The organism is Demequina litorisediminis (genome assembly GCF_030161615.1).
Taxonomy (GTDB): Bacteria; Actinomycetota; Actinomycetes; order Actinomycetales; family Demequinaceae; genus Demequina; species Demequina litorisediminis.
Map to the genome: position 1 here is coordinate 518,254 of NZ_BSUN01000001.1, position 18,239 is coordinate 536,492.

Sequence of the window (18,239 nt, forward strand, 5' to 3'; positions counted from 1 at the left end):
CACTGCTCACGTTGAACGGGTCCCCTCCGTTGCAGGCGGCCCTCAGCGGCCGCCCTCCGCACGCCATCGTAACGGCTCTACCAGGGGCGCGACACCCCGCGTGTGGCGAGCGTCACGCATCGGCCATGCGATGTGGCGAGGCGGTCAGCCGACCTTGCGCATCCAGCCGTAGACGTCTTCGGCGCGGCCGTACTGGATGTCCGTGAGGCGTCGGCGAATGTCCATCGTGATCGGGCCTGCCTCGCCGTCTCCCACCGTCACATCGAAGTCTGGCGAGGCGAGACGACCCACCGGGGTGACGACCGCGGCGGTGCCACACGCGAAGATCTCGGCGATGTCGCCGGACTCGATGCCCATGCGGACCTCGTCGAGGGTGATGTCCTTCTCGATGACCTTGCGGCCGTCGTCCTCGAGCAACTGGTTCACGGAATAACGCGTGATGCCCTCGAGGATGGTGCCGGTCAGGCGGGGCGTCTCGACGGTACCGTCGCGGCGCACCACGTAGACGTTCATGCCGCCCAGGCTCTTCGAGGTAGCGGTCATCCTTCGCGTCCAGGAACAGCACCTGCTGGCAGCCGTTGGCGTACGCCTGTTGCTGCGGCAGGAGCGACGCGGCGTAGTTGCCGCCGCACTTGGCGTCGCCGGTGCCGCCGGGGCCCGCCCGGTGGAAGCCCTGCGCGACCCAGATCGAGACGGGCTTCACGCCGCCGAGGAAGTAAGCGCCCACGGGCGAGGCGATCACCAGGAAGTCGACCACCGCGGCCGGGCGCACCCCGAGGAACGCCTCGGAAGCAAACATGAAGGGGCGCAGGTAGAGGCTGGACTCCTCCACGCCGGGCACCCACGCGTGGTCGGTCTCAATCAGCGCCTCGATGGCACCGATGAAGTCCTCGACGGCAAGGTCGGGAAGGGCCAGTCGGTACGCCGACTTACGGAAACGCTCCGCGTTGGCCTCGGGCCGGAACAGGTGGATGGAGCCATCGGCCCAGCGGTAAGCCTTGAGTCCCTCGAAGATCTCCTGCGCGTAGTGGAGCACCGCAGAGGCGGGGTCCATCTGGAGCGGGCCGTAGGCCTCGACCCGGCGGTCGTGCCACTGGCCGTCGCGGAACTGCATGCGCGCCATGTGGTCGGTGAACTGCACCCCGAAGGCGAGGTCGGCCAGCGCCGCATCGCGGGCCTGGACGCTCAGGGCGGAGGCGTTGGGGCGAACCTCGAAGGCTCCAGCGGTGGAGGGTGCGGCGGTGTCGGTCACGTCAGAGCCTTTCTGGTGAGTGTTGGCGGGACAGGGGTGCCACTTTTCGTCCGAAAGTAACCCTCCTGTCCTGCCAGGAAGCGTGGGGGTGCAGCGTGGTGAGGGTGGCCGATGCTGGGGCCGGCAACGCGTGCCGGCCCCAGCATCGGCCGGAAGTACTAGCCGCGGATCCGTGCCGCGAGAGCGTCGCCCACCTCGGCGGTGGAACGCTTCGCGTCGCCCTTCGCGGCGGCGTCGGCTGCGACGGCAGCCTCCACCTTCGCGGCGAGCCTCGGGGTATCCGAGGAAGTCGAGCATGAGCGCGACAGACAGCACGGTCGCCGACGGGTCGGCAATCCCCTGCCCCGCAATGTCGGGGGCCGAGCCGTGCACGGGCTCGAACATCGACGGAGCGGTCTTGTCGGGGTTGACGTTGCCCGAGGCCGCGAGGCCAATACCGCCGGAGATCGCGGCGGCCTGGTCGGTGAGGATGTCACCAAACAGGTTGTCCGTCACGATGACGTCAAAACGACCCGGGTTCGTGGTCATGACGATGGTCGCGGCGTCGATGTGCAGGTAGTCCCACGTGACGTCGGGGAACTCCGGCGCCACCTCCTCGACGGTGCGGCGCCACAGGTGGCCCGCGTGCACCAGAACGTTGTGCTTGTGCACGAGGGTCGCCTGCTTGCGGTCGCGCTTCGAGGCAACCTCGAAGGCGTACCGCACCACACGCTCCACACCGTGGCGGGTGTTGACCGACACCTCGGTGGCGATCTCGTGCGGGGTGTTCACGCGCAGCGCGCCGCCGTTGCCGACGTACGGACCCTCCGTGCCCTCACGCACCACCACGAAGTCGACCTCGGTGACGTCGCGCAACGGCGACACCTCACCCGGGTACAGGCGGCTGGGACGCAGGTTGACGTACTGGTCGAGCGCGAAGCGCAGCGGCAGCAGCACGCCACGCTCCAGGACACCAGACGGCACACTCGGGTCGCCGATGGCGCCCAGCAGGATGACGTCGTGCTCCCGGATCGCGTCGAGGTCGCCGTCGGTGAGGGTCTCACCGGTGGCGTGCCAGCGCTGGGCACCCAGGTTGAAGTCGGTCGTCTCGAAGGCGATGTCGGTGCCCTCGGTCGCGGCGGCGAGGCACTTGAGCCCCTCCGCAACAACCTCGGGGCCGATGCCGTCTCCCGGGACGAGCGCGAGCCTTGTACGTGGTGGTCATCGGGCCGTCTGGCCGTCCACGTAGTCGGCGTCGACCTCGTCCTTCCAGGCGAACAGCCTTGCGCAGGCTCGCGGCCGGTCTCCTCGATGGGGTGACCCTCGCCCTTGGCACGCAGGCTCGGCGAACTCCTTGGCACCGTTGTCCTGGTCGTCGATGAAGCGCTTCGCGAAGGCGCCGGACTGGATGTCAGCGAGCACGGCCTTCATGTTCTCCTTGACCTCGGGGGTGATGACGCGGGGGCCCGAGACGTAGTCGCCGTACTCGGCCGTGTCGGACACCGACCAACGCTGCTTGGTGATGCCGCCCTCCCACATGAGGTCGACGATCGGCTTGAGCTCGTGAAGGACCTCGAAGTAGGCGATCTCGGGCTGGTAGCCCGCCTCGGTCAGGGTCTCGAAGCCATACTGGACCAGGCTGCGAGGTGCCACCGCACAGGACGGCCTGCTCGCCGAACAGGTCGGTCTCGGTCTCCTCGGTGAAGGTGGTCTTGATGACGCCGGCGCGGGTGCCACCGATGCCCTTCGCGTACGACTTGGCGACGTCCCAGGCCTGGCCGGACGCGTCACGCTCGACGGCGATGATGTCCGGGATGCCACGGCCGGCGACGTACTCGCGGCGCACCGTGTGGCCGGGGGCCTTCGGGGCGATGAGGATGACGTCCACGCCCTCGGGCGCGTCGATGTAGCCGAAGCGGATGTTGAAGCCGTGCGCGAACGCGAGGGTCTTGCCCTCGGTCAGGTGAGGCTTGATGTCGTCGTTGTAGATGGTGCGCTGGTGCTGGTCCGGCGCGAGGATCATGATGAGGTCCGCCCACTGAGCGGCGTCGGCGACCGAGGCGACCGTGAAGCCGTCGTTCTCCGCCTTGACGGCGGACTTGGAGCCCTCACGCAGCGCGACGCGCACCTCGACACCCGAGTCGCGCAGGTTCTGCGCGTGGGCGTGACCCTGCGAGCCGTAACCGACGATCGCGACCTTCTTGCCCTGGATGAGGCTCGAGGTTGGCATCGTCGTCGTAGAACATCTCAGCCATGCTGGACTTACTCCTTCAGTAGGGAATTCTGGGGTGATACGGAAGCCGGCCGAGGCATCGGCCGCCTGGAAGTCGTTACGCGGACACGCGCTCGAAGGCGCGCTCGGTGATGGAGCGAGGGCCGCGGCCGATGGCCACGGTGCCCGACTGGACGATCTCGCGGATGTCGTGCGGCTTGAGCGCCGCGAGCAGCGCCTGCAGCCTTGTCGGGGGCGCCGACGGCCTCAATCACGAGCGAATCGGGGCTGACATCCACGACGTGCGCACGGAAAAGGTCGACGATCTGGAGGACATCGGCACGCTGACGCGCATCGGCCCTCACCTTCACGAGGATGAGGTCGCGCTGCACCGACTTGTCGCGCTCGAGCCTCCACAATCTTGAGCACGTGCACCAGCCTTGTTGAGCCTGCTTGGTGACCTGCTCGAGCGGGAGCTCGTCCACGTCGACCACCACGGTGATCCGCGAGATCTCGGGGTACTCCGTCTGGCCCACGGCGAGCGAGTGGATGTTGAAGGCGCGGCGGCTGAACAGGCCGGAGACGCGCGCGAGCACGCCGGGCTTGTTCTCGACGAGCACCGAAAGGGTGTGGGTGGTCATCTTTACTCCTCCTCGCCGCGGTCCCACTCGGGGGCGATGCCGCGGGCGTACTGGATCTCGTCGTTGCTGGTGCCTGCCGCGACCATCGGCCACACCATGGCGTCGCGCGACACCGTGAAGTCAACGACCACGGGCTGGTCGTCAATCTCCATGGCGCGCTTGATGGTGGCGTCCACATCGGCATCGGACTCACATCTGAGGCCCACGCACCCCATGGCCTCCCCGAGCCTTCACGAAGTCGGGGATGCGCTGGGTGCCGTGGCCCGTGTGCAGGTCGGTGTTCGAGTAGCGCTCGTTGTAGAACAGGGTCTGCCACTGGCGCACCATGCCCAGCGACGAGTTGTTGATGATCGCCACCTTGATGGGGATCTCGTTGATGGCGCAGGTGACGAGGCTCCTGGTTGGTCATCTGGAAGCAGCCGTCGCCGTCGATGGCCCACACGGTGCGATCGGGTTCGCCGACCTTGGCGCCCATGGCCGCAGGCACCGAGAAGCCCATGGTGCCCAGGCCGCCCGAGTTGATCCACGAGTTGGGGCGCTCGTACTTGATGAACTGGCTGGCCCACATCTGGTGCTGGCCCACGCCGGAGGTGAAGATCGACTCCGGTCCGGAGATCTCGCCGAGGCGCTGAATCACGTGCTGGGGGCTGGACAGCCCGTCGCCGGTAGGCGTGAACCCGAGGCCGTAGGTCGAGCGCCAGTCGTCGAGCCTGCGCCCACCACGCCTCGAGGTCGGGCTTGCCGTGCTGCTGGTGCTCCTGCGCGAGCGCGGGGACCAGGGCCTCGAAGACCTCCTTGAGGTCGCCCACGATCGGCACGTCAACCGCGCGGTTCTTGCCGATCTCCGCCGGGTCGATGTCGGCGTGGACGATGGTCGCGTGCGGCGCGAAGCTCGACAACTTGCCGGTGACGCGGTCGTCGAAGCGGGCACCGAGGGCAACCACAAGGTCGGCCTTCTGCAGCGCCGCAACGGCGGCAACCGTGCCGTGCATACCCGGCATCCCCAGGTGCTGCGGGTGCGAGTCGGGCAGCGCGCCGCGTGCCATCAGGGTGGTCACGACGGCCGCGCCGGACAGGTCGGTGAGCTTGCGCAGTCCGGCCGATGCGCCGGAACGGATCACGCCGCCGCCCACGTAGAGCACGGGGCGACGAGCGGTGGCGAGCAGGCGCGCGGCTTCCTGCACCGTCTTCGCGTGGGGACGGGCTCCGGAGTTGAAGCCGGGCAGTTCGATGCGCTCGGGCCACTGGAAGTTCATGGTGGCCTGCTGCGCGGACTTCGCGATGTCCACAAGCACCGGGCCGGGGCGGCCGTGAGTGGCGATGTAGAAGGCTTCTGCGATGGCTTGCGGGATCTCATTGGGGTCCGTCACCAGCACGTTGTGCTTGGTGATGGGCTGCGTGATGCCGACGATGTCGGCCTCCTGGAACCCGTCGGTGCCGATGAGCGAGGCGGCGACCTGGCCGGTGATCGCGACCATGGGGATCGAGTCCATGTTCGCGTCCGCGATGGGGGTCACGAGGTTGGTGGCACCGGGCCCCGACGTCGCGATGCAGACGCCCGGCCTCCCGGTCGCGTGGGCGTAGCCCTGTGCGGCGTGGCCCGCGCCCTGCTCGTGACGCACCAGGATGTGGCGCAGCGTCGTCGAGTCCATCAGCGGGTCGTAGGTGGGAAGAATGGCGCCGCCCGGAAGGCCGAAGACGTCGGTGGCGCCAGCCATCTCGAGGCTCTTGATGATCGCCTGAGCGCCGGTCATCTCCTGACCGCTCACGGACGCTGCGGATCCGCCTGCCGACGTGCGTGCCGGCTGAGGCGTCGCCAGTGCCGAAGGCTTGGGGGCCCTGACCTGTGCCATGTTCTCTCCCGTTGAGTCGTGGGTGGAGGCGATTCTCGTATCCGCCTCGCATGGAAAAACCCCTCGGCCTCAGTGGCTGTCGGGGTCTGCGCGCGGACGATGCCTGACGTGGACTAGAGGTCCGCGCGCCGCCTAAGTACGAGAATCGCCTGCATGTCTTGAAGCGTACGCCCGGTTGCGGGCCGGTGTCACCATCTCGACAAAGAATCTCACATTGTGGTTCACCATCTTGAATACTGAGACGATGTGAGCGGTCCCTGCCGGCCCCACGTCGGCTCTTTTCGCGGGACCTCGGTCCCAATTGACGATGTGTCAATAGGTTCTACGGTGGTGCCATGAGCCAGCAGAGTCGCACGGTGAAGCACCCCGACGAGCGCCGAGACGAGATCGTCTCTGCCGCCCGCGTGCTGTTCGCGACTCATGGCGTGCACGCGACCACGTTTCAACAGATTGCCGACCACGTGGGCTGCACCAGGGGCCTCGTCTACCACTACGCGGGGTCCATGCCCACGCTCGTGGACATGGTGCTCGCGGCGTGTGTGGCCGACTTCGCAGCGGATCTGCGCGAATGGGATCGCCTCCGCGTACGCGGCGACATCGACGGCGCCGTGCGCGACTACATCGCACTCTTTCGCCGCCACCTTCCCGGCCGCTCCGCGGACGGCGACGCGGACGCCTTGGGCGACCCCGCATCGGCCGAGGCAGCGGCCGAACCGGCATCGGCCACAGGAACCGCCCGTCCGACTCCCCTGCCCGTCCCTCGCGTCGACGACGCAGGACTATACGTCCGCTATGTGGACGCCTCCGTGGTCGCTCTGCTGGAGATCCTTGAGACCACCACCATTCCCGCGTATGCCGAGCGGCACCGCATCGAGATCTCGCACGTGCGCGAGACCTTCGTGGTGCTGCTCCACGGCCTCATCGGCCTGATGCGCACTCAGCCGGAGGTCAGCGACGACGTGCTCGCCGACCTCGTCCGCCAGACCCTGCGTCTGGCACCCAACCCTCCCGGGGCCCCGGCCGGGACCAATCACTCGAAGGAGAGTGACATGTTCCTGTTCGAACCACTCACCCTCGTCCAGATCGTCATGTGGTTTGTCGTTCTGGGCGCGCTCATCGGGCTCAACGAGTTGTCTCGCCGTGGCCCGTGGGCTGGCGCGGCGTTCTTCATCGCGCTGCCGATCATCCTGACCATCTTTGTGTGGCCCACCACCGCTGGCGCGGATTCGTCGACCGGCACCTGGTTCCACTGGGTCAAGGTGTACTCCGCCCTCGCCGGCTGTCTTGGCTTCATGGCCATTCGCTACATCCCACGCCTGCAGAGGAACAAGTGGGCACTCATGTTCCCGGCCGGGATTCTCGCGCTGAACATCGCGGAAGCGGTGATCCGCGACTTCCAGGTGGGCGGCATGGGAGCCGATGGCGTCGTCGACGGCGTCTACATGCTGTCCGGCCCGTGGAACTACATGAACGGCATTGCGGGCCTCATCAACCTCCTGGCCATCACCGGCTGGATGGGCATCTACATCTCGCGGGACAAGACCAAGGACATGATCTGGCCGGACATGATCTGGCCCTGGATCATCGCGTACGACCTGTGGAACTTCGCCTACGTCTACAACTGCGTGGGTGATCACGCTTTCTACGCGGGCGCCGCGCTCCTCATCTCCTGCACCATTCCTGCGTTCTTCATTCGCAAGGGCGCGTGGCTCCAGCACCGCGCCCACACCCTGGCGCTATGGATGATGTTCACCATGGCCGTGCCTGCGTTCACGTCCACCTCTGACTTCTCGGTTGATGCCTCCGGCGATCCGGCCGCACTCCTCACGGTGTCCGCCCTCGCCCTCGCCGCCAACATTGCCCTGGCGGTGCTCCAGGTCACCTTGTTGATCAAGCACCGTCGCAACGTGCTGAAGCATGAGATCTACGACCACTCCGCGGCCTACCGTCGCGTGGTGGCGGAGATCCCTGGCGCATCCGCCGCGCAACTCGAGGCAGGCTGGCGTCGACGTGTCCTCTGTTGACACTGCACCCGCTCAGGGGGCCACGGCGTAACCCGCCCCGCCTTGAGGTCCCGCACCGGATCCGGTGCGGGGCCTTCCTGTTTGTTGGGGACACATCGGGATTCTTGGGGGGCGGCCGGGTCCGGGCGTCCTTGGACGGTGACGTCGGCCCCCGCAGGTGGCTGCACCCCAGTGGACTCTCGGGGTGCGCAGCCGCACGTGGCCGGGTCGCAGTGGATGCTCAGGGTGCCGGGCCTCGCGCAGGCACTCCCCCGGCACCAGACCTGGGGTTCTGGCGCTGTGCGGGCGCACTCATGCAATCGCACCCTGGGCGTCCACCAGGAGGCACCCGTGTGCACCAGCGCACCCTCACCGCCCACTGCGGCGCAGGGGCCGGGGTGAGGGGACGGGGTCGGGGGTGAGGGTGAGGGAGACACCCGGCACGGACTCAGGCGCACCCGGGCACAGACAGCACGAGGGCCCCGGGAATCATCCCGGGGCCCTCGTGTCAGCAGATACTTAGCGCAGCACCGCACCGGTCGAGGCCGACTGCACGAGCCTGGCGTACTTGGCGAGCACACCGCGCGTGTAGACGGGGGCAGCGGCTCCCAGCCTTCCTTGCGCGCCTCGAGCCTCCGCATCGTCCACCAGCAGGTCGAGCGTCTTGTTCTTCACGTCAAGGCGGATCTTGTCGCCGTCCTTGACGAACGCCACGGGGCCGCCGTCGACCGCCTCGGGGGCCATGTGACCCACGCACAGTCCCGTGGTGCCGCCCGAGAAGCGGCCGTCGGTGACGAGGAGCACGTCCTTCCCGAGGCCTGCGCCCTTGATCGCCCCCGTGATGGCAAGCATCTCGCGCATGCCGGGGCCGCCCTTCGGGCCCTCGTAGCGGATGACGACCACGTCGCCAGCGGTGATGGTGCCATCGGCCAACGCGTCGAGCGCCGCGCGCTCACGGTCGAACACCCGCGCGGTGCCCTCGAACACGTCGTTGTCGAAGCCAGCGGACTTCACCACGGCACCCTCGGGGGCGAGCGAGCCCTTGAGGATGGTGATGCCACCGGTCTTGTGAATGGGGTTGTTGAGGTTGCGGATCACGCGACCGTCAATCTTCTTGGGATTGAGGCTCCTCAAGGTTCTCCCCCAGCGTCTTGCCCGTCACGGTGAGCGTGTCGCCGTGCATCAGGCCCTCATCGAGCAGTGACTTCATCACCGCGGGCACGCCGCCCACGCGGTCCACATCGTTCATGACGAAGCGGCCGAAGGGCTTGAGGTCGCCCAGGTGCGGCGTGCGGTCGGCCACGCGCGAGAAGTCATCGAGGGTGAGGTCCACCTCGGCCTCGTTGGCGATGGCGAGCAGGTGCAGCACTGCGTTCGTCGAGCCACCGAAGGCCATGACGACGGCGATGGCGTTCTCGAACGCCTCCTTGGTCATGATCTGACGCGCAGTGATGCCCTGACGGAGCATGTTCACCACAGCCTCGCCAGACTTGTGGGCGTAGTAGTCGCGGCGGCGGTCGGCCGAAGGCGGCGCTGCCGAGCCGGGCAGCGACATGCCAAGGGCCTCACCCACGGAGGCCATGGTGTTCGCGGTGTACATGCCACCGCAGGCACCCTCACCAGGACAGATCGCCTTCTCGATGGCGAGGCGGTCTTCCTCGGACATCAGCCCGCGCTGGCACGCGCCCACCGCTTCGAACGCGTCGATCACGGTGACGTCCTTCTCGGTGCCATCCGAGAGCCTTGACGTGACCGGGCATGATCGAGCCTGCGTAGAGGAACACCGAGGCCAGGTCCAGGCGGGCCGCGGCCATCAGCATGCCCGGGAGCGACTTGTCGCAGCCCGCGAGCAGGACGGAGCCGTCGAGGCGCTCGGCCATCATGACGGTCTCGACGGAGTCGGCGATCACGTCGCGCGAGACCAGCGAGAAGTGCATGCCCTCGTGGCCCATGGAGATGCCGTCCGAGACGGAGATGGTGCCGAACTCGAGCGGATAGCCGCCGCCCGCGTGGACACCGTTCTTGGACGCCTGTGCGAGGCGCTGCAGGGAAAGATTGCAGGGCGTGATTTCGTTCCACGAGCCTCGCGATGCCGATCTGCGGCTTGGCGAAGTCCTCGTCGCCAAGGCCCACGGCGCGCAGCATGCCGCGCGAGGCCGTGGCCTCGATGCCATCGGTGACCTGTCGTGAACGGGGCTTGATATCCGGCGTCGTCGTCATGATGGCGAGTCTAGGTCCGTCCAGTCGGCCGATGCGGCGGTCACCAAAAAACCCGGGTTGCGCTTGACGCAGCGTCAACTTCTAGGCTGGTGACCATGACCCCTCGCCCCAGGGCCACCTCGGCCACCGAGACGCTCGACATCGCCGCCGTGGCACGCCTGACAGGAGTCACGAGCCGCACCCTGCGCCATTACGACGCCATCGGGCTGCTCGCGCCGTCACACACCTCCCCCGACGGCAGGCGCCACTACGGCCAGGCGGAGCTCCTCCGGCTGCAACACATCCTCGTGCTGCGCGAACTTGGCACCGGCCTGGACACGATCGCCCAGATCGTCGAGGCAGACGACCCCACCATCACCCTTGCGCACCTGCGCGACCACCTTGTGGGCCTCACTGCCGAACGCGACCGCTACGCGCGGCTCGCCTCCACAGTGGCCCGCACCATCGACTCCCTCGAGAAGGGCACCACCATGTCACACGAAGAAATCCTCGACGGCTTCCACCGCCAGTACGAGCCCGAGGCGCGCGAACGCTGGGGCGACGATGCGGTCGATCGCTCCAACGCGCAGTGGAAGGCGCTCGGCAAGGACGGCCAGCAGCGTCACCTCGACACGCACCGCGAGGTGGTGGAGGCATTGGGCGCGGCCATCCGCGTGGGATTCCGGCCGGAGTCCGATGAGGTGCAGGCAATTGTCGCGCAGCACCACGAGTGGCTGTCGCTGTTCTGGACACCGACCGCGGAGACGTACCGTGGTATCACTCAGATGTACGTGGATGACGAGCGGTTCCGCCGCAACTACGACGAGATCGCCCCGGGGGCGGCCGTCCTCCTGCGCGATGCCGCCGACATCTGGGCGGGTCGCCACCTTTCGTCGTGATCCGGGAATACCGCCTGGCACAGTGCGCGTTCACAGGGCATTCGCCACCCGCGAGGGGTGGCCAGCCCCATGGAAGGGACACCCGTGACGACGCTCGGCCTGATCATCGGCTCACTGCCCCTGGCTCGCACTCAGCGCCACCTCACCCACCTGCTGACCCAGGTCGCACCCCCTGGCACTCACATCGTGGAACTTGATCCTCAGCACCTTCCCCAGCACGCGCCCTATGAGGATGTCGAGGCTCCCGCAGCCGCCTTGGAGTGGAAACGCCAGGTCGCGGCGGTCGACGGACTGATCATCGTGTCCCCCACCATCGAGCGCTCCATTCCCGGCGCCTTGAAGAACGGCCTCGACTGGGCCGGCGGAACCGCCGCGCCGAACGCGCTGGCGGGAAAGCCGACGACCATCGCGGGAGTCAGCCTCGGATCACTCCCGCGCTTCGCTTCGATCCAGCACCTTCGCACCGTCCTCGGGGACCACGGAGCCTCTCTACGGTCGCAGCCCGAGGTGGTCCTTTTTGCGGACCCGGAAACCTCCTTCGACGCTGACGGCCAGCCTTCCGACCCCGATCTCGTCGCGGAGGCGCGGCAACTCGTCTCAGCCGCGGCGGGCCTCGCTGCACACGAGCGCCGCGCCAGGCGGCCTCGTCGAGCGTTGGCGCACCGACCACTGTCTCCGCTGCGCGCACACGACGTGAGGTGAGAGCAGCCTCGGCCGCCGCAACCGTCGACCCACTGACGGAGGTACTGACGGCGGCGCCGGGCCCCTCGAGCCCGGCGGTAGGCATTCCCGCGATCTAGCGGCGCTTGCTGCCAGCCTCCGGCGAAGGTGGCGTGCGTCGGGTGGCATGACCGCGCTTCGGCGCTGCGTACGCGCGGCCATGCCCCTGCGCCACGAATCTCAGATACATGATTGTGGAATAGTTGACACATCATCTATCGTTGATGATGTCGTCGCTGAAGAAGCCGACGCCTCCCCCTCACACTTTCTTTGAAAGGACCATGCCATGACCCGCATCGGCATCATCGTCGGCTCCATCGCCGAGGCCTCCATCAACCGTCAGGTCGCCAACGTGCTGCCCGGCCTTGCCACGGACGAGGACGTGGAGTTCACGTTCCTCGAGTTCAAGGACCTGCCCTTCTACGACTACGCGCTCGACGCCGACTACCCGCAGGTGGCCCGCGACTGGAAGCAGGCCATCGCCGACGTCGACGGCGTCATCATCGTCACCCCCGAGTACTCGCGCTCCATCCCCGGCGTCCTCAAGAACGCGCTGGACTGGGCCGCTCGCCCCTGGGGCCAAGGTTCCTTCGCAGGCAAGCCCGTCGCGATCATGGGCGCCTCGATCGGCTCGACGGCTACCGCAGCCGCCCAGCAGCACCTGCGCGCGATCCTCGGTCACTACGACGCCCCCACCATGGGCCAGCCCGAGACCTTCTTCCACTACCGCGCAGACGCCTTCGGCGCCGACGGCACGCTCCAGGACGAGGCTCAGGCCTCCATCCTCGCGAACTTCGTCAACGCTGCCGTCGCGCACGTCAAGCAGTTCGCGCGCGTCTCGGCGTAACACCTCGCCGTCGTTCTGACGCCTCACGGCGTGAGAAGATGGCTCTTACGTGAGCGCGGCCCCCACCACCCCTCCCGGGGGCCAGCCGCTCCTCGCACCCGCGGTACACACCACCGCGACAGTGCACACCGGCAACGGCCGTCCGGGAACACCTGGGCGGTCGTTGCCGTTGGTGCATTCATGACCTTGTCAGGCACGATGCCCCAAGTGAGCGCCCCATGACCTCGCTGTGGTGGGCCCGCCGAGACCTCCGCCTCGCAGACAATCCCGCACTCGTCAGCGCGCAGGAGGACGGCGCGGCGGCGGTCTTTGCCTGGACCGACGGGATCACGCGATGGTCTGGCCGCCGTAGTGCCCACCTCGCCCGCGTGCTCTGGCAGCCTGCGCGACGCCAGCGCTGGAGCACTCGCCGTGCGACGAGGTGCGGCCGATGCCGTGGTCACCGCGGCGGCCCAGGAGGCCGATGCGCGGGTCGTGTGGGCGGCACGCGAGTACTCCCCCGCCGGCATCGCGGAGCAGGACGCCGTCGCCGCCGCACTCACCGCGGGGGCCGTGAGTTGCGACTCATCGGCTCGCCGTACGCCGTGGCCCCTGGGCGCGTGCGCAAGGCTGACGGCGACCCGTACAAGGTGTTCACTCCGTATCGCGACGCGTGGAGGCGCCACGGGTGGCGCGCGCCGGCCGCCGCGGCACGCGGGGACGCCTGGGTGAACCTTGGCCGCCACGAGGATGACGTGGATCTGGATCAGCGGGCCGCGCACGGTGACGCGGCGGATCCCCTCGTGAACGTCCACGAGTTCCGCGAGGACCGCATCGTGGAGGCACTGGCTGACTTCGTGGCGGAGCGCCTTCACCTCTACGGCGAGGACCGTGACCGCCCCGACCTCGACGGCACCAGCCGCCTGTCGACGGCACTGGCGTTTGGCCAGGTTCACCCCCGCACGGTGCTTGCCCTGACGGCCCGCGAGAAGCACCCCGGTGCCAGGGTCTTCGAATCGGAGCCGGCGTGGCGCGACTTCCACGCCGATGTCCTATTCCACCACCCCGAGGCCCTGCGCACGTCACTGACTCCCGTCCTCCGAGATGCCGACTGGATCGAGGGCCGCGACGCGGACGCGGCGTTCATGGCGTGGCGAGACGGCGTCACGGGGTTCCCGCTGGTTGATGCCGGCATGCGCCAGCTCGCACAGACCGGGTGGATGCACAACCGCGTGCGCATGGTGGTCGCCAGCCTGCTCGTCAAGGACCTGCGCATCCCGTGGCAGCGCGGCGCGGACCACTTCCGCCGCACGCTCGTGGACTACGACCACGCCCAGAACCAGGCTCAACTGGCAGTGGGTCGCGGGCACCGGCCGCGACGCGGCGCCGTTCTTCCGCATCTTCAATCCCAGCACGCAAGCGCGCACCTTCGACCCCGAGCGTCGCTATGTGGAGCGCTGGGTGCCGGAGGTCGACACCCCTGCGTATCCGGCACCGATCGTGGACCATGCCGCGGAGCGTCATCTCACCCTGGAGCTCTACAAGGCAGCGAAAGCCACCCCCTTGTCGTAGCACGCTCGCGCACCGGGGAGTACGTTCGGAACATGCGCGACGCCGATGTCGACCTCTGGATGGGGCACTACACCAGTCCCATGAAGGACGTCGTTCAGCATCTGCGCTGGATCCTGCTCGCCTCCGACGACCGGGTGGAGGAGTCGATCAAGTGGTCGACCCCGACGTTCTCGTACCGTGGCGACATCGCGTCCTTCTACCCGCAGGGTTCGATGGCGGCAGTGCTGGTGTTCCACCGCGCGGGCCTCTTGCCGACCACCTTCCCTGGCCTCGAGCCGGCGCCGCGCGATGGCAGGGTGATGAGGATCATCTCCATAGCCGAGGCCGAGGATAGGCGCGACACCATCGAGGACATCGTCCACGCGTGGATCGATTGGCGAGACGGGGCGGGGAGTTCCGTGCGCCTCGAGATGGCCGATGCCGGGGTTACGCCACGCGGTTGACCGGACCCTCGCCCCGACGCAGCGCCTCGACCTGGCGACGCACGAGGGCGACGTAGCGCCGGTCGGTGAGTTGCGCGAAGCCTGCGATATGAGGCACAACGATGCACCCCGGTGCATCAAAGAGCGGATGGTCATCGGGTAGCGGCTCGGGGTCGGTGACGTCGAGCGCGGCACGCAGGCGCCCGGCCCGCAGTTCCGCGAGCAGGGCATCAGTGTCGACCACGGCGCCGCGGCCCACGTTGACCAGGAGCGCACCGTCGGGCATCGCAGCGAGGAATTCGGCGTTGGCGAGGCGATCGGTGGAGTCGTCGTGAGGCGTGACGAGCACCACGATCCGCGCCGCGGGCAGGAGGCCGAGGATGTCGTCGATCGCATGCACCGTGGTGCCGTCCGGGGCGATGCGGGCCGAGCGCGCCACGCCCTCGACGTGCGCCTCGCAGGCCCGCATGCGGTCGCCGATCGCCGCTCCGATGGACCCGTAGCCCACGATGAGGACCCTGCTATCGGCCAGTGACGGGGCGGTCTCCCACGGCTCCCAGCGGCCGCGACGCTGCGCGTCGAAGAACTGCGGCAAGCCCCGCTGGCTCGCGAGCGTCAGGGTGAGTGCCATCTCCGCGGTGCGTGTGTCGTGAACGCCGCGCGCGTTGCACAGCGCGACCCCGTGCGGCACGAACGGCAGCGCGTGCTCGAAGCCTGCCGAGGGAATCTGGATCGCCTCGAGGGACGGCAGGCTCACCCAGCCGGGAGTACACGGTCCGGCCCCCGGTGCGGTGAGCCAAGCACACCAGCCTGGATCTGCTCCGCGCCGGCCGGGGCGTCCCCATCAGCAGGATTCCAGACGATGAGCCGCACGTCTTCACCGAGGTCGCCCACGGCATCGGCCACTGCCTGTGACGGCACGGAAAGGGTGATCATGGTCGCCAGTGTGTCACGGCGCGCCGCCGCCTACGGGCGGGGCGGAGCGCACGTCTCGCGCAGGACCAGCGAGGTGTCGAGCCGGACGTGCGAGGAGTGTTCGCGCCCCTCGATGCGGTCCAGCAGCATTCGCATCGCGGCCGCGCCCATCTCCTGCAGCGGCTGGCGCACGGTGGTGAGCGCGGGGGATGCGAGTCCCGCCTCGGGGATGTCGTCGAAGCCGATGACGGACAGGTCGCCTGGGACGCTCAGACCCAGGTCATGCGCGACCTCGATGGCCGCGAGCGCGGTGAGGTCGTTGGCTCCCATAATGGCCGTCGGCGGCTCGGCCATCCCCAGGAGGGTGCGCGTGGCCTGGGCCGCATTCTCCGGGGCGTACCTCGTCTCGATGATGAGCGCGGGGTCGACGGGGATGCCCGCCTCGGCGTGGGCGTGACGGAACCCCGCCTCACGCAGGTGCGATGAGTCGAGTTCGTTGCGTCCGCCGAGGAAGCCGATGCGGCGGTGGCCAAGGCTCAACAGATGCTGGGCGGCCCGCTCGGCACCCTCGAAGTTGTCGACGTCGATGGTGGGCAAGCGGTTGGGCCCGTAGTGCGGGTCGATGGCCACGATGGGCACCACGGTCTCCGCGTCGAGCACCGTGGGGGTGACGATGACGGCGCCGTCGATCAGGGTCCCGCCCAGCCGCGCGAGCGACCGACGCTCCCAGCCATGGGTGTCACCTCCCGAGTGCGACAGCACCTCGTAGCCGGAACCGTGGGCCGCCTTGGCTGCCCCCTTGAGGAGCCTCCGCAGAGAAGGGCTCGAAGTCCGCGACGAGCACGCCGAGCACGTGGGTCTGCTGGGCGCGCAGCGAGGAGGCCGAAAGGTTGCCCGCGTAACCGAGCCTCGTCGATCACCTGTTGCACGGTGGCGATGGTGTCTTTCGAGACGCCGTAACGCCCGTTGACGACCTTCGACACGGTCGCGACGGACACCCCGGCCCGTGCGGCCACGTCCGACAGCCTTCACTCGCGGTCCCATGTCGGGCATCGTAGCGCCTCTCCCCTCCGTTGCGAAAACGTTATCGATAACGTTTGACATGACTCTGACCCGCTGTCAGACTCACCGGTGTTCGGCTGGTCAACGAGGACTTGAGAGGACACGAACATGACGCATTTCCGTCGAGCGAGCGCCATGGTGGCGTTCGCGTCATCCGCGGCACTGCTGCTCACCGCATGCGGCTCGGATGAGGACCCCGCCGCCACGGAATCCCCGGGCACGACCACTTCCGCACAAGAGGGAGGCTCCGGCGAACCCGTCACCCTCACCTGGTGGCACAACGGTGTGGCTGGTGACACCGGCGAAAACTCCCTTGGCGACTACTGGGACAAGGTCGCGGCCGACTACACGGCCGAGCACCCGAACGTCACCATCGAGATCGAGCAGATCCAGAACGAAGACCTGCAGCGCACCCGCATCCCCACCGCGCTGCAATCGGGCGACGCGCCCGACATCTTCCAGCAGTGGGGCGGCGGCGAACTCGCGGCGCAGGCCGAGGCCGGCTACCTGATGGACCTGTCGGAGCCGCTGGCCGATGACATCGAACGCCTGGGCGGTGCGGTGGCACCGTGGCAGGCGGACGGCGTCACGTACGGCGTCCCGTTCCAGTTCGCCGTCGAAGGCGTCTGGTACCGCAAGAGCCTGTTCGAGCAGGCGGGCATCACCGCCGAGCCCACCACCATGGACGAGCTCGGCGACGCCGTCCAGAAGCTCAAGGACGCAGGAATCACCCCCATCGCGGTGGGTGCGGCGGACAAGTGGCCCGCCGCTCACTGGTGGTACAACTTCGCCCTGCGCTCCTGCTCCCAGGACACCATGTCCAACGACACCGCCGCGCTGGACTTCTCCAACCCGTGCTGGCTCGACGCAGGCACCCAGGCTCGAGGACTTCCTCGGCACGGAGCCGTTCCAGAACCAGTTCATGTCGACCGTGGCCCAGACGGGCGCGACGTCATCCGCAGGCCTGGTCGCCAACGGCGAGGCCGCCATGGAGCTCATGGGCCAGTGGAACTACTTCGTGTACGAGGGCTTCACCGACGGATCCGATGAGGCGCTCACCGCCCTGCACGATGACCTCGACTGGTTCCCGATGCCCGCGACGGCATCGGGCGAGGGTGACCCGACCGCCTCCATGGGCGGCGGCGACGGCTTCTCCTGCTACAAGGACGCCCCCGCCGAGTGCGCGGGCTTCCTGTCCTACCTGGTCTCCGACGATGTCCAGCGCGGCTATGTCGAGGCCGTCGGCGGTCTCCCCGTGGCCCCCGCCGCCACGGACGCCATCACCGACCCGGTGCTCCAGGAGATCGCCCAGACCTCGAGCAACGCCGGCTACGTCCAGGCTGTGGCTCGACACGCTCCTCGGCACCAACGTGGGTGGAGCACTCAACGACGGCATCGCCGCACAGTTCGCCGGGACCGGCGACGCGCAGAACACCGTCGACCTCATGACGGCCGCGGCCGCCACGCAGTAACTCCACCCCGTCCCACCGACCCCAGAAAGCGAGATCTCCGTGACCGCACTGGAGACCTCGGGCACGGGGACCGTCCCCGCCGTCGGCGCAGCAGCGCCGGCGGCGGGCGACGCCCTCGGACAGCCCGTCAGCGACCACCCCCGTCGAGCGCGCGTGCGCATGTGGGGAGAGCCTCACGCTCTTCCTCGGCCCCGCGCTCGCACTCTTCCTGA

At 68.3% G+C, this 18,239-nt stretch carries 15 protein-coding genes and 7 pseudogenes; 10 read left to right on the forward strand and 12 right to left on the reverse strand.

Features of this window, described 5'->3' with window-relative positions; translation table 11 throughout:
• Positions 1 to 144 precede the first annotated feature (144 nt).
• From QQK48_RS18925 to QQK48_RS03180, 6 genes and pseudogenes are all read right to left on the reverse strand, one after another.
• Complete coding sequence (locus tag QQK48_RS18925; protein ID WP_348523744.1) at positions 145 to 543, reverse strand: aminotransferase class IV; 399 nt, start codon at positions 541 to 543, stop codon at positions 145 to 147.
• 34 nt (positions 544 to 577) lie between these two features.
• Positions 578 to 1,252: pseudogene (locus QQK48_RS18930) on the reverse strand (branched-chain amino acid aminotransferase family protein); the annotation flags it as partial.
• 158 nt (positions 1,253 to 1,410) lie between these two features.
• Positions 1,411 to 2,413: pseudogene (locus tag QQK48_RS03165) on the reverse strand (3-isopropylmalate dehydrogenase).
• Positions 2,414 to 2,452: 39 nt separating this feature from the next.
• Positions 2,453 to 3,486: pseudogene (gene ilvC, locus QQK48_RS03170) on the reverse strand (ketol-acid reductoisomerase).
• A gap of 7 nt (positions 3,487 to 3,493) precedes the next feature.
• Positions 3,494 to 4,084: an acetolactate synthase small subunit gene (gene ilvN, locus QQK48_RS03175; protein WP_431308281.1), complete on the reverse strand. Its 591-nt coding sequence runs from the start codon at positions 4,082 to 4,084 to the stop codon at positions 3,494 to 3,496.
• 2 nt (positions 4,085 to 4,086) lie between these two features.
• Positions 4,087 to 5,838 (reverse strand): annotated as a pseudogene (locus tag QQK48_RS03180) (acetolactate synthase large subunit).
• A gap of 434 nt (positions 5,839 to 6,272) precedes the next feature.
• On the opposite strand from QQK48_RS03180, the gene QQK48_RS03185 reads away from it, so the two are divergent.
• Positions 6,273 to 7,961: a DUF5692 family protein gene (locus QQK48_RS03185; protein WP_284327455.1), complete on the forward strand. Its 1,689-nt coding sequence runs from the start codon at positions 6,273 to 6,275 to the stop codon at positions 7,959 to 7,961.
• Positions 7,962 to 8,459: 498 nt separating this feature from the next.
• Here QQK48_RS03185 and QQK48_RS21125 read toward each other — a convergent pair whose 3' ends face one another.
• From QQK48_RS21125 to QQK48_RS21135, 3 genes are read right to left on the reverse strand one after another with little or no spacing between them, the layout of a single operon-like run.
• The gene (locus QQK48_RS21125) at positions 8,460 to 9,074 is read right to left on the reverse strand and encodes an IlvD/Edd family dehydratase (RefSeq protein WP_431308282.1); all 615 of its coding nucleotides are present in this window, start codon (positions 9,072 to 9,074) and stop codon (positions 8,460 to 8,462) included.
• Positions 9,046 to 9,651, reverse strand: coding sequence for a dihydroxy-acid dehydratase domain-containing protein (locus QQK48_RS21130; RefSeq protein WP_431308283.1), 606 nt, complete (start codon positions 9,649 to 9,651; stop codon positions 9,046 to 9,048). The genes QQK48_RS21125 and QQK48_RS21130 overlap by 29 nt, the downstream gene beginning before the upstream one ends.
• A complete protein-coding gene (locus tag QQK48_RS21135; protein ID WP_431308284.1) occupies positions 9,557 to 10,114 on the reverse strand; it encodes a dihydroxy-acid dehydratase domain-containing protein in 558 nt (185 codons plus the stop codon). Before QQK48_RS21135 ends, QQK48_RS21130 begins: the two co-directional genes overlap by 95 nt.
• Positions 10,115 to 10,255: 141 nt before the next feature.
• On the opposite strand from QQK48_RS21135, the gene QQK48_RS03195 reads away from it, so the two are divergent.
• The 7 genes and pseudogenes from QQK48_RS03195 to QQK48_RS21145 all read left to right on the forward strand — a co-directional run bounded on the left by QQK48_RS03195 (position 10,256) and on the right by QQK48_RS21145 (position 14,599).
• A complete protein-coding gene (locus QQK48_RS03195) occupies positions 10,256 to 11,038 on the forward strand; it encodes a MerR family transcriptional regulator (RefSeq protein WP_284327456.1) in 783 nt (260 codons plus the stop codon).
• Positions 11,039 to 11,122: 84 nt separating this feature from the next.
• Entirely contained in the window at positions 11,123 to 11,740 is a 618-nt protein-coding gene (locus QQK48_RS03200; protein ID WP_284327457.1) for an NADPH-dependent FMN reductase, read from the forward strand.
• Between the two features lie 304 nt (positions 11,741 to 12,044).
• Positions 12,045 to 12,605, forward strand: a complete 561-nt coding sequence (locus tag QQK48_RS03205) for an NADPH-dependent FMN reductase (RefSeq protein ID WP_284327458.1) — start codon at positions 12,045 to 12,047, stop codon at positions 12,603 to 12,605.
• Positions 12,606 to 13,040: 435 nt separating this feature from the next.
• Entirely contained in the window at positions 13,041 to 13,316 is a 276-nt protein-coding gene (locus tag QQK48_RS03210) for a hypothetical protein (RefSeq protein ID WP_284329291.1), read from the forward strand.
• A 233-nt stretch (positions 13,317 to 13,549) separates the two neighbouring features.
• Positions 13,550 to 13,867 (forward strand): annotated as a pseudogene (locus QQK48_RS03215) (FAD-binding domain-containing protein); the annotation flags it as partial.
• Positions 13,770 to 14,000, forward strand: a pseudogene (locus QQK48_RS21140) (hypothetical protein); the annotation flags it as partial. The pseudogenes QQK48_RS03215 and QQK48_RS21140, both read left to right, overlap by 98 nt.
• Entirely contained in the window at positions 13,940 to 14,599 is a 660-nt protein-coding gene (locus QQK48_RS21145; protein ID WP_431308394.1) for a DUF1801 domain-containing protein, read from the forward strand. The pseudogene QQK48_RS21140 and the gene QQK48_RS21145, both read left to right, overlap by 61 nt.
• Here the strand turns inward: QQK48_RS21145 and QQK48_RS03225 are convergent.
• From QQK48_RS03225 to QQK48_RS03235, 3 genes and pseudogenes are all read right to left on the reverse strand, one after another.
• Positions 14,583 to 15,335 carry an NAD(P)-dependent oxidoreductase gene (locus tag QQK48_RS03225; protein WP_284327459.1) on the reverse strand — a complete coding sequence of 251 codons (753 nt, stop codon included), beginning with the start codon at positions 15,333 to 15,335 and terminating at the stop codon, positions 14,583 to 14,585. The genes QQK48_RS21145 and QQK48_RS03225 overlap by 17 nt on opposite strands.
• On the reverse strand, positions 15,332 to 15,514 hold the full coding sequence (locus QQK48_RS03230) for a hypothetical protein (RefSeq protein WP_284327460.1): 183 nt from the start codon (positions 15,512 to 15,514) through the stop codon (positions 15,332 to 15,334). The genes QQK48_RS03225 and QQK48_RS03230 overlap by 4 nt, the downstream gene beginning before the upstream one ends.
• Before the next feature lie 30 nt (positions 15,515 to 15,544).
• Positions 15,545 to 16,518, reverse strand: a pseudogene (locus QQK48_RS03235) (LacI family DNA-binding transcriptional regulator).
• A 145-nt stretch (positions 16,519 to 16,663) separates the two neighbouring features.
• Here QQK48_RS03235 and QQK48_RS03240 point away from each other — a divergent pair.
• Together QQK48_RS03240 and QQK48_RS03245 are read left to right on the forward strand one after the other, a co-directional pair.
• Positions 16,664 to 17,605 carry an ABC transporter substrate-binding protein gene (locus tag QQK48_RS03240; protein WP_284327461.1) on the forward strand — a complete coding sequence of 314 codons (942 nt, stop codon included), beginning with the start codon at positions 16,664 to 16,666 and terminating at the stop codon, positions 17,603 to 17,605.
• Positions 17,544 to 18,239: a hypothetical protein gene (locus tag QQK48_RS03245; protein ID WP_284327462.1), complete on the forward strand. Its 696-nt coding sequence runs from the start codon at positions 17,544 to 17,546 to the stop codon at positions 18,237 to 18,239. The genes QQK48_RS03240 and QQK48_RS03245 overlap by 62 nt, the downstream gene beginning before the upstream one ends.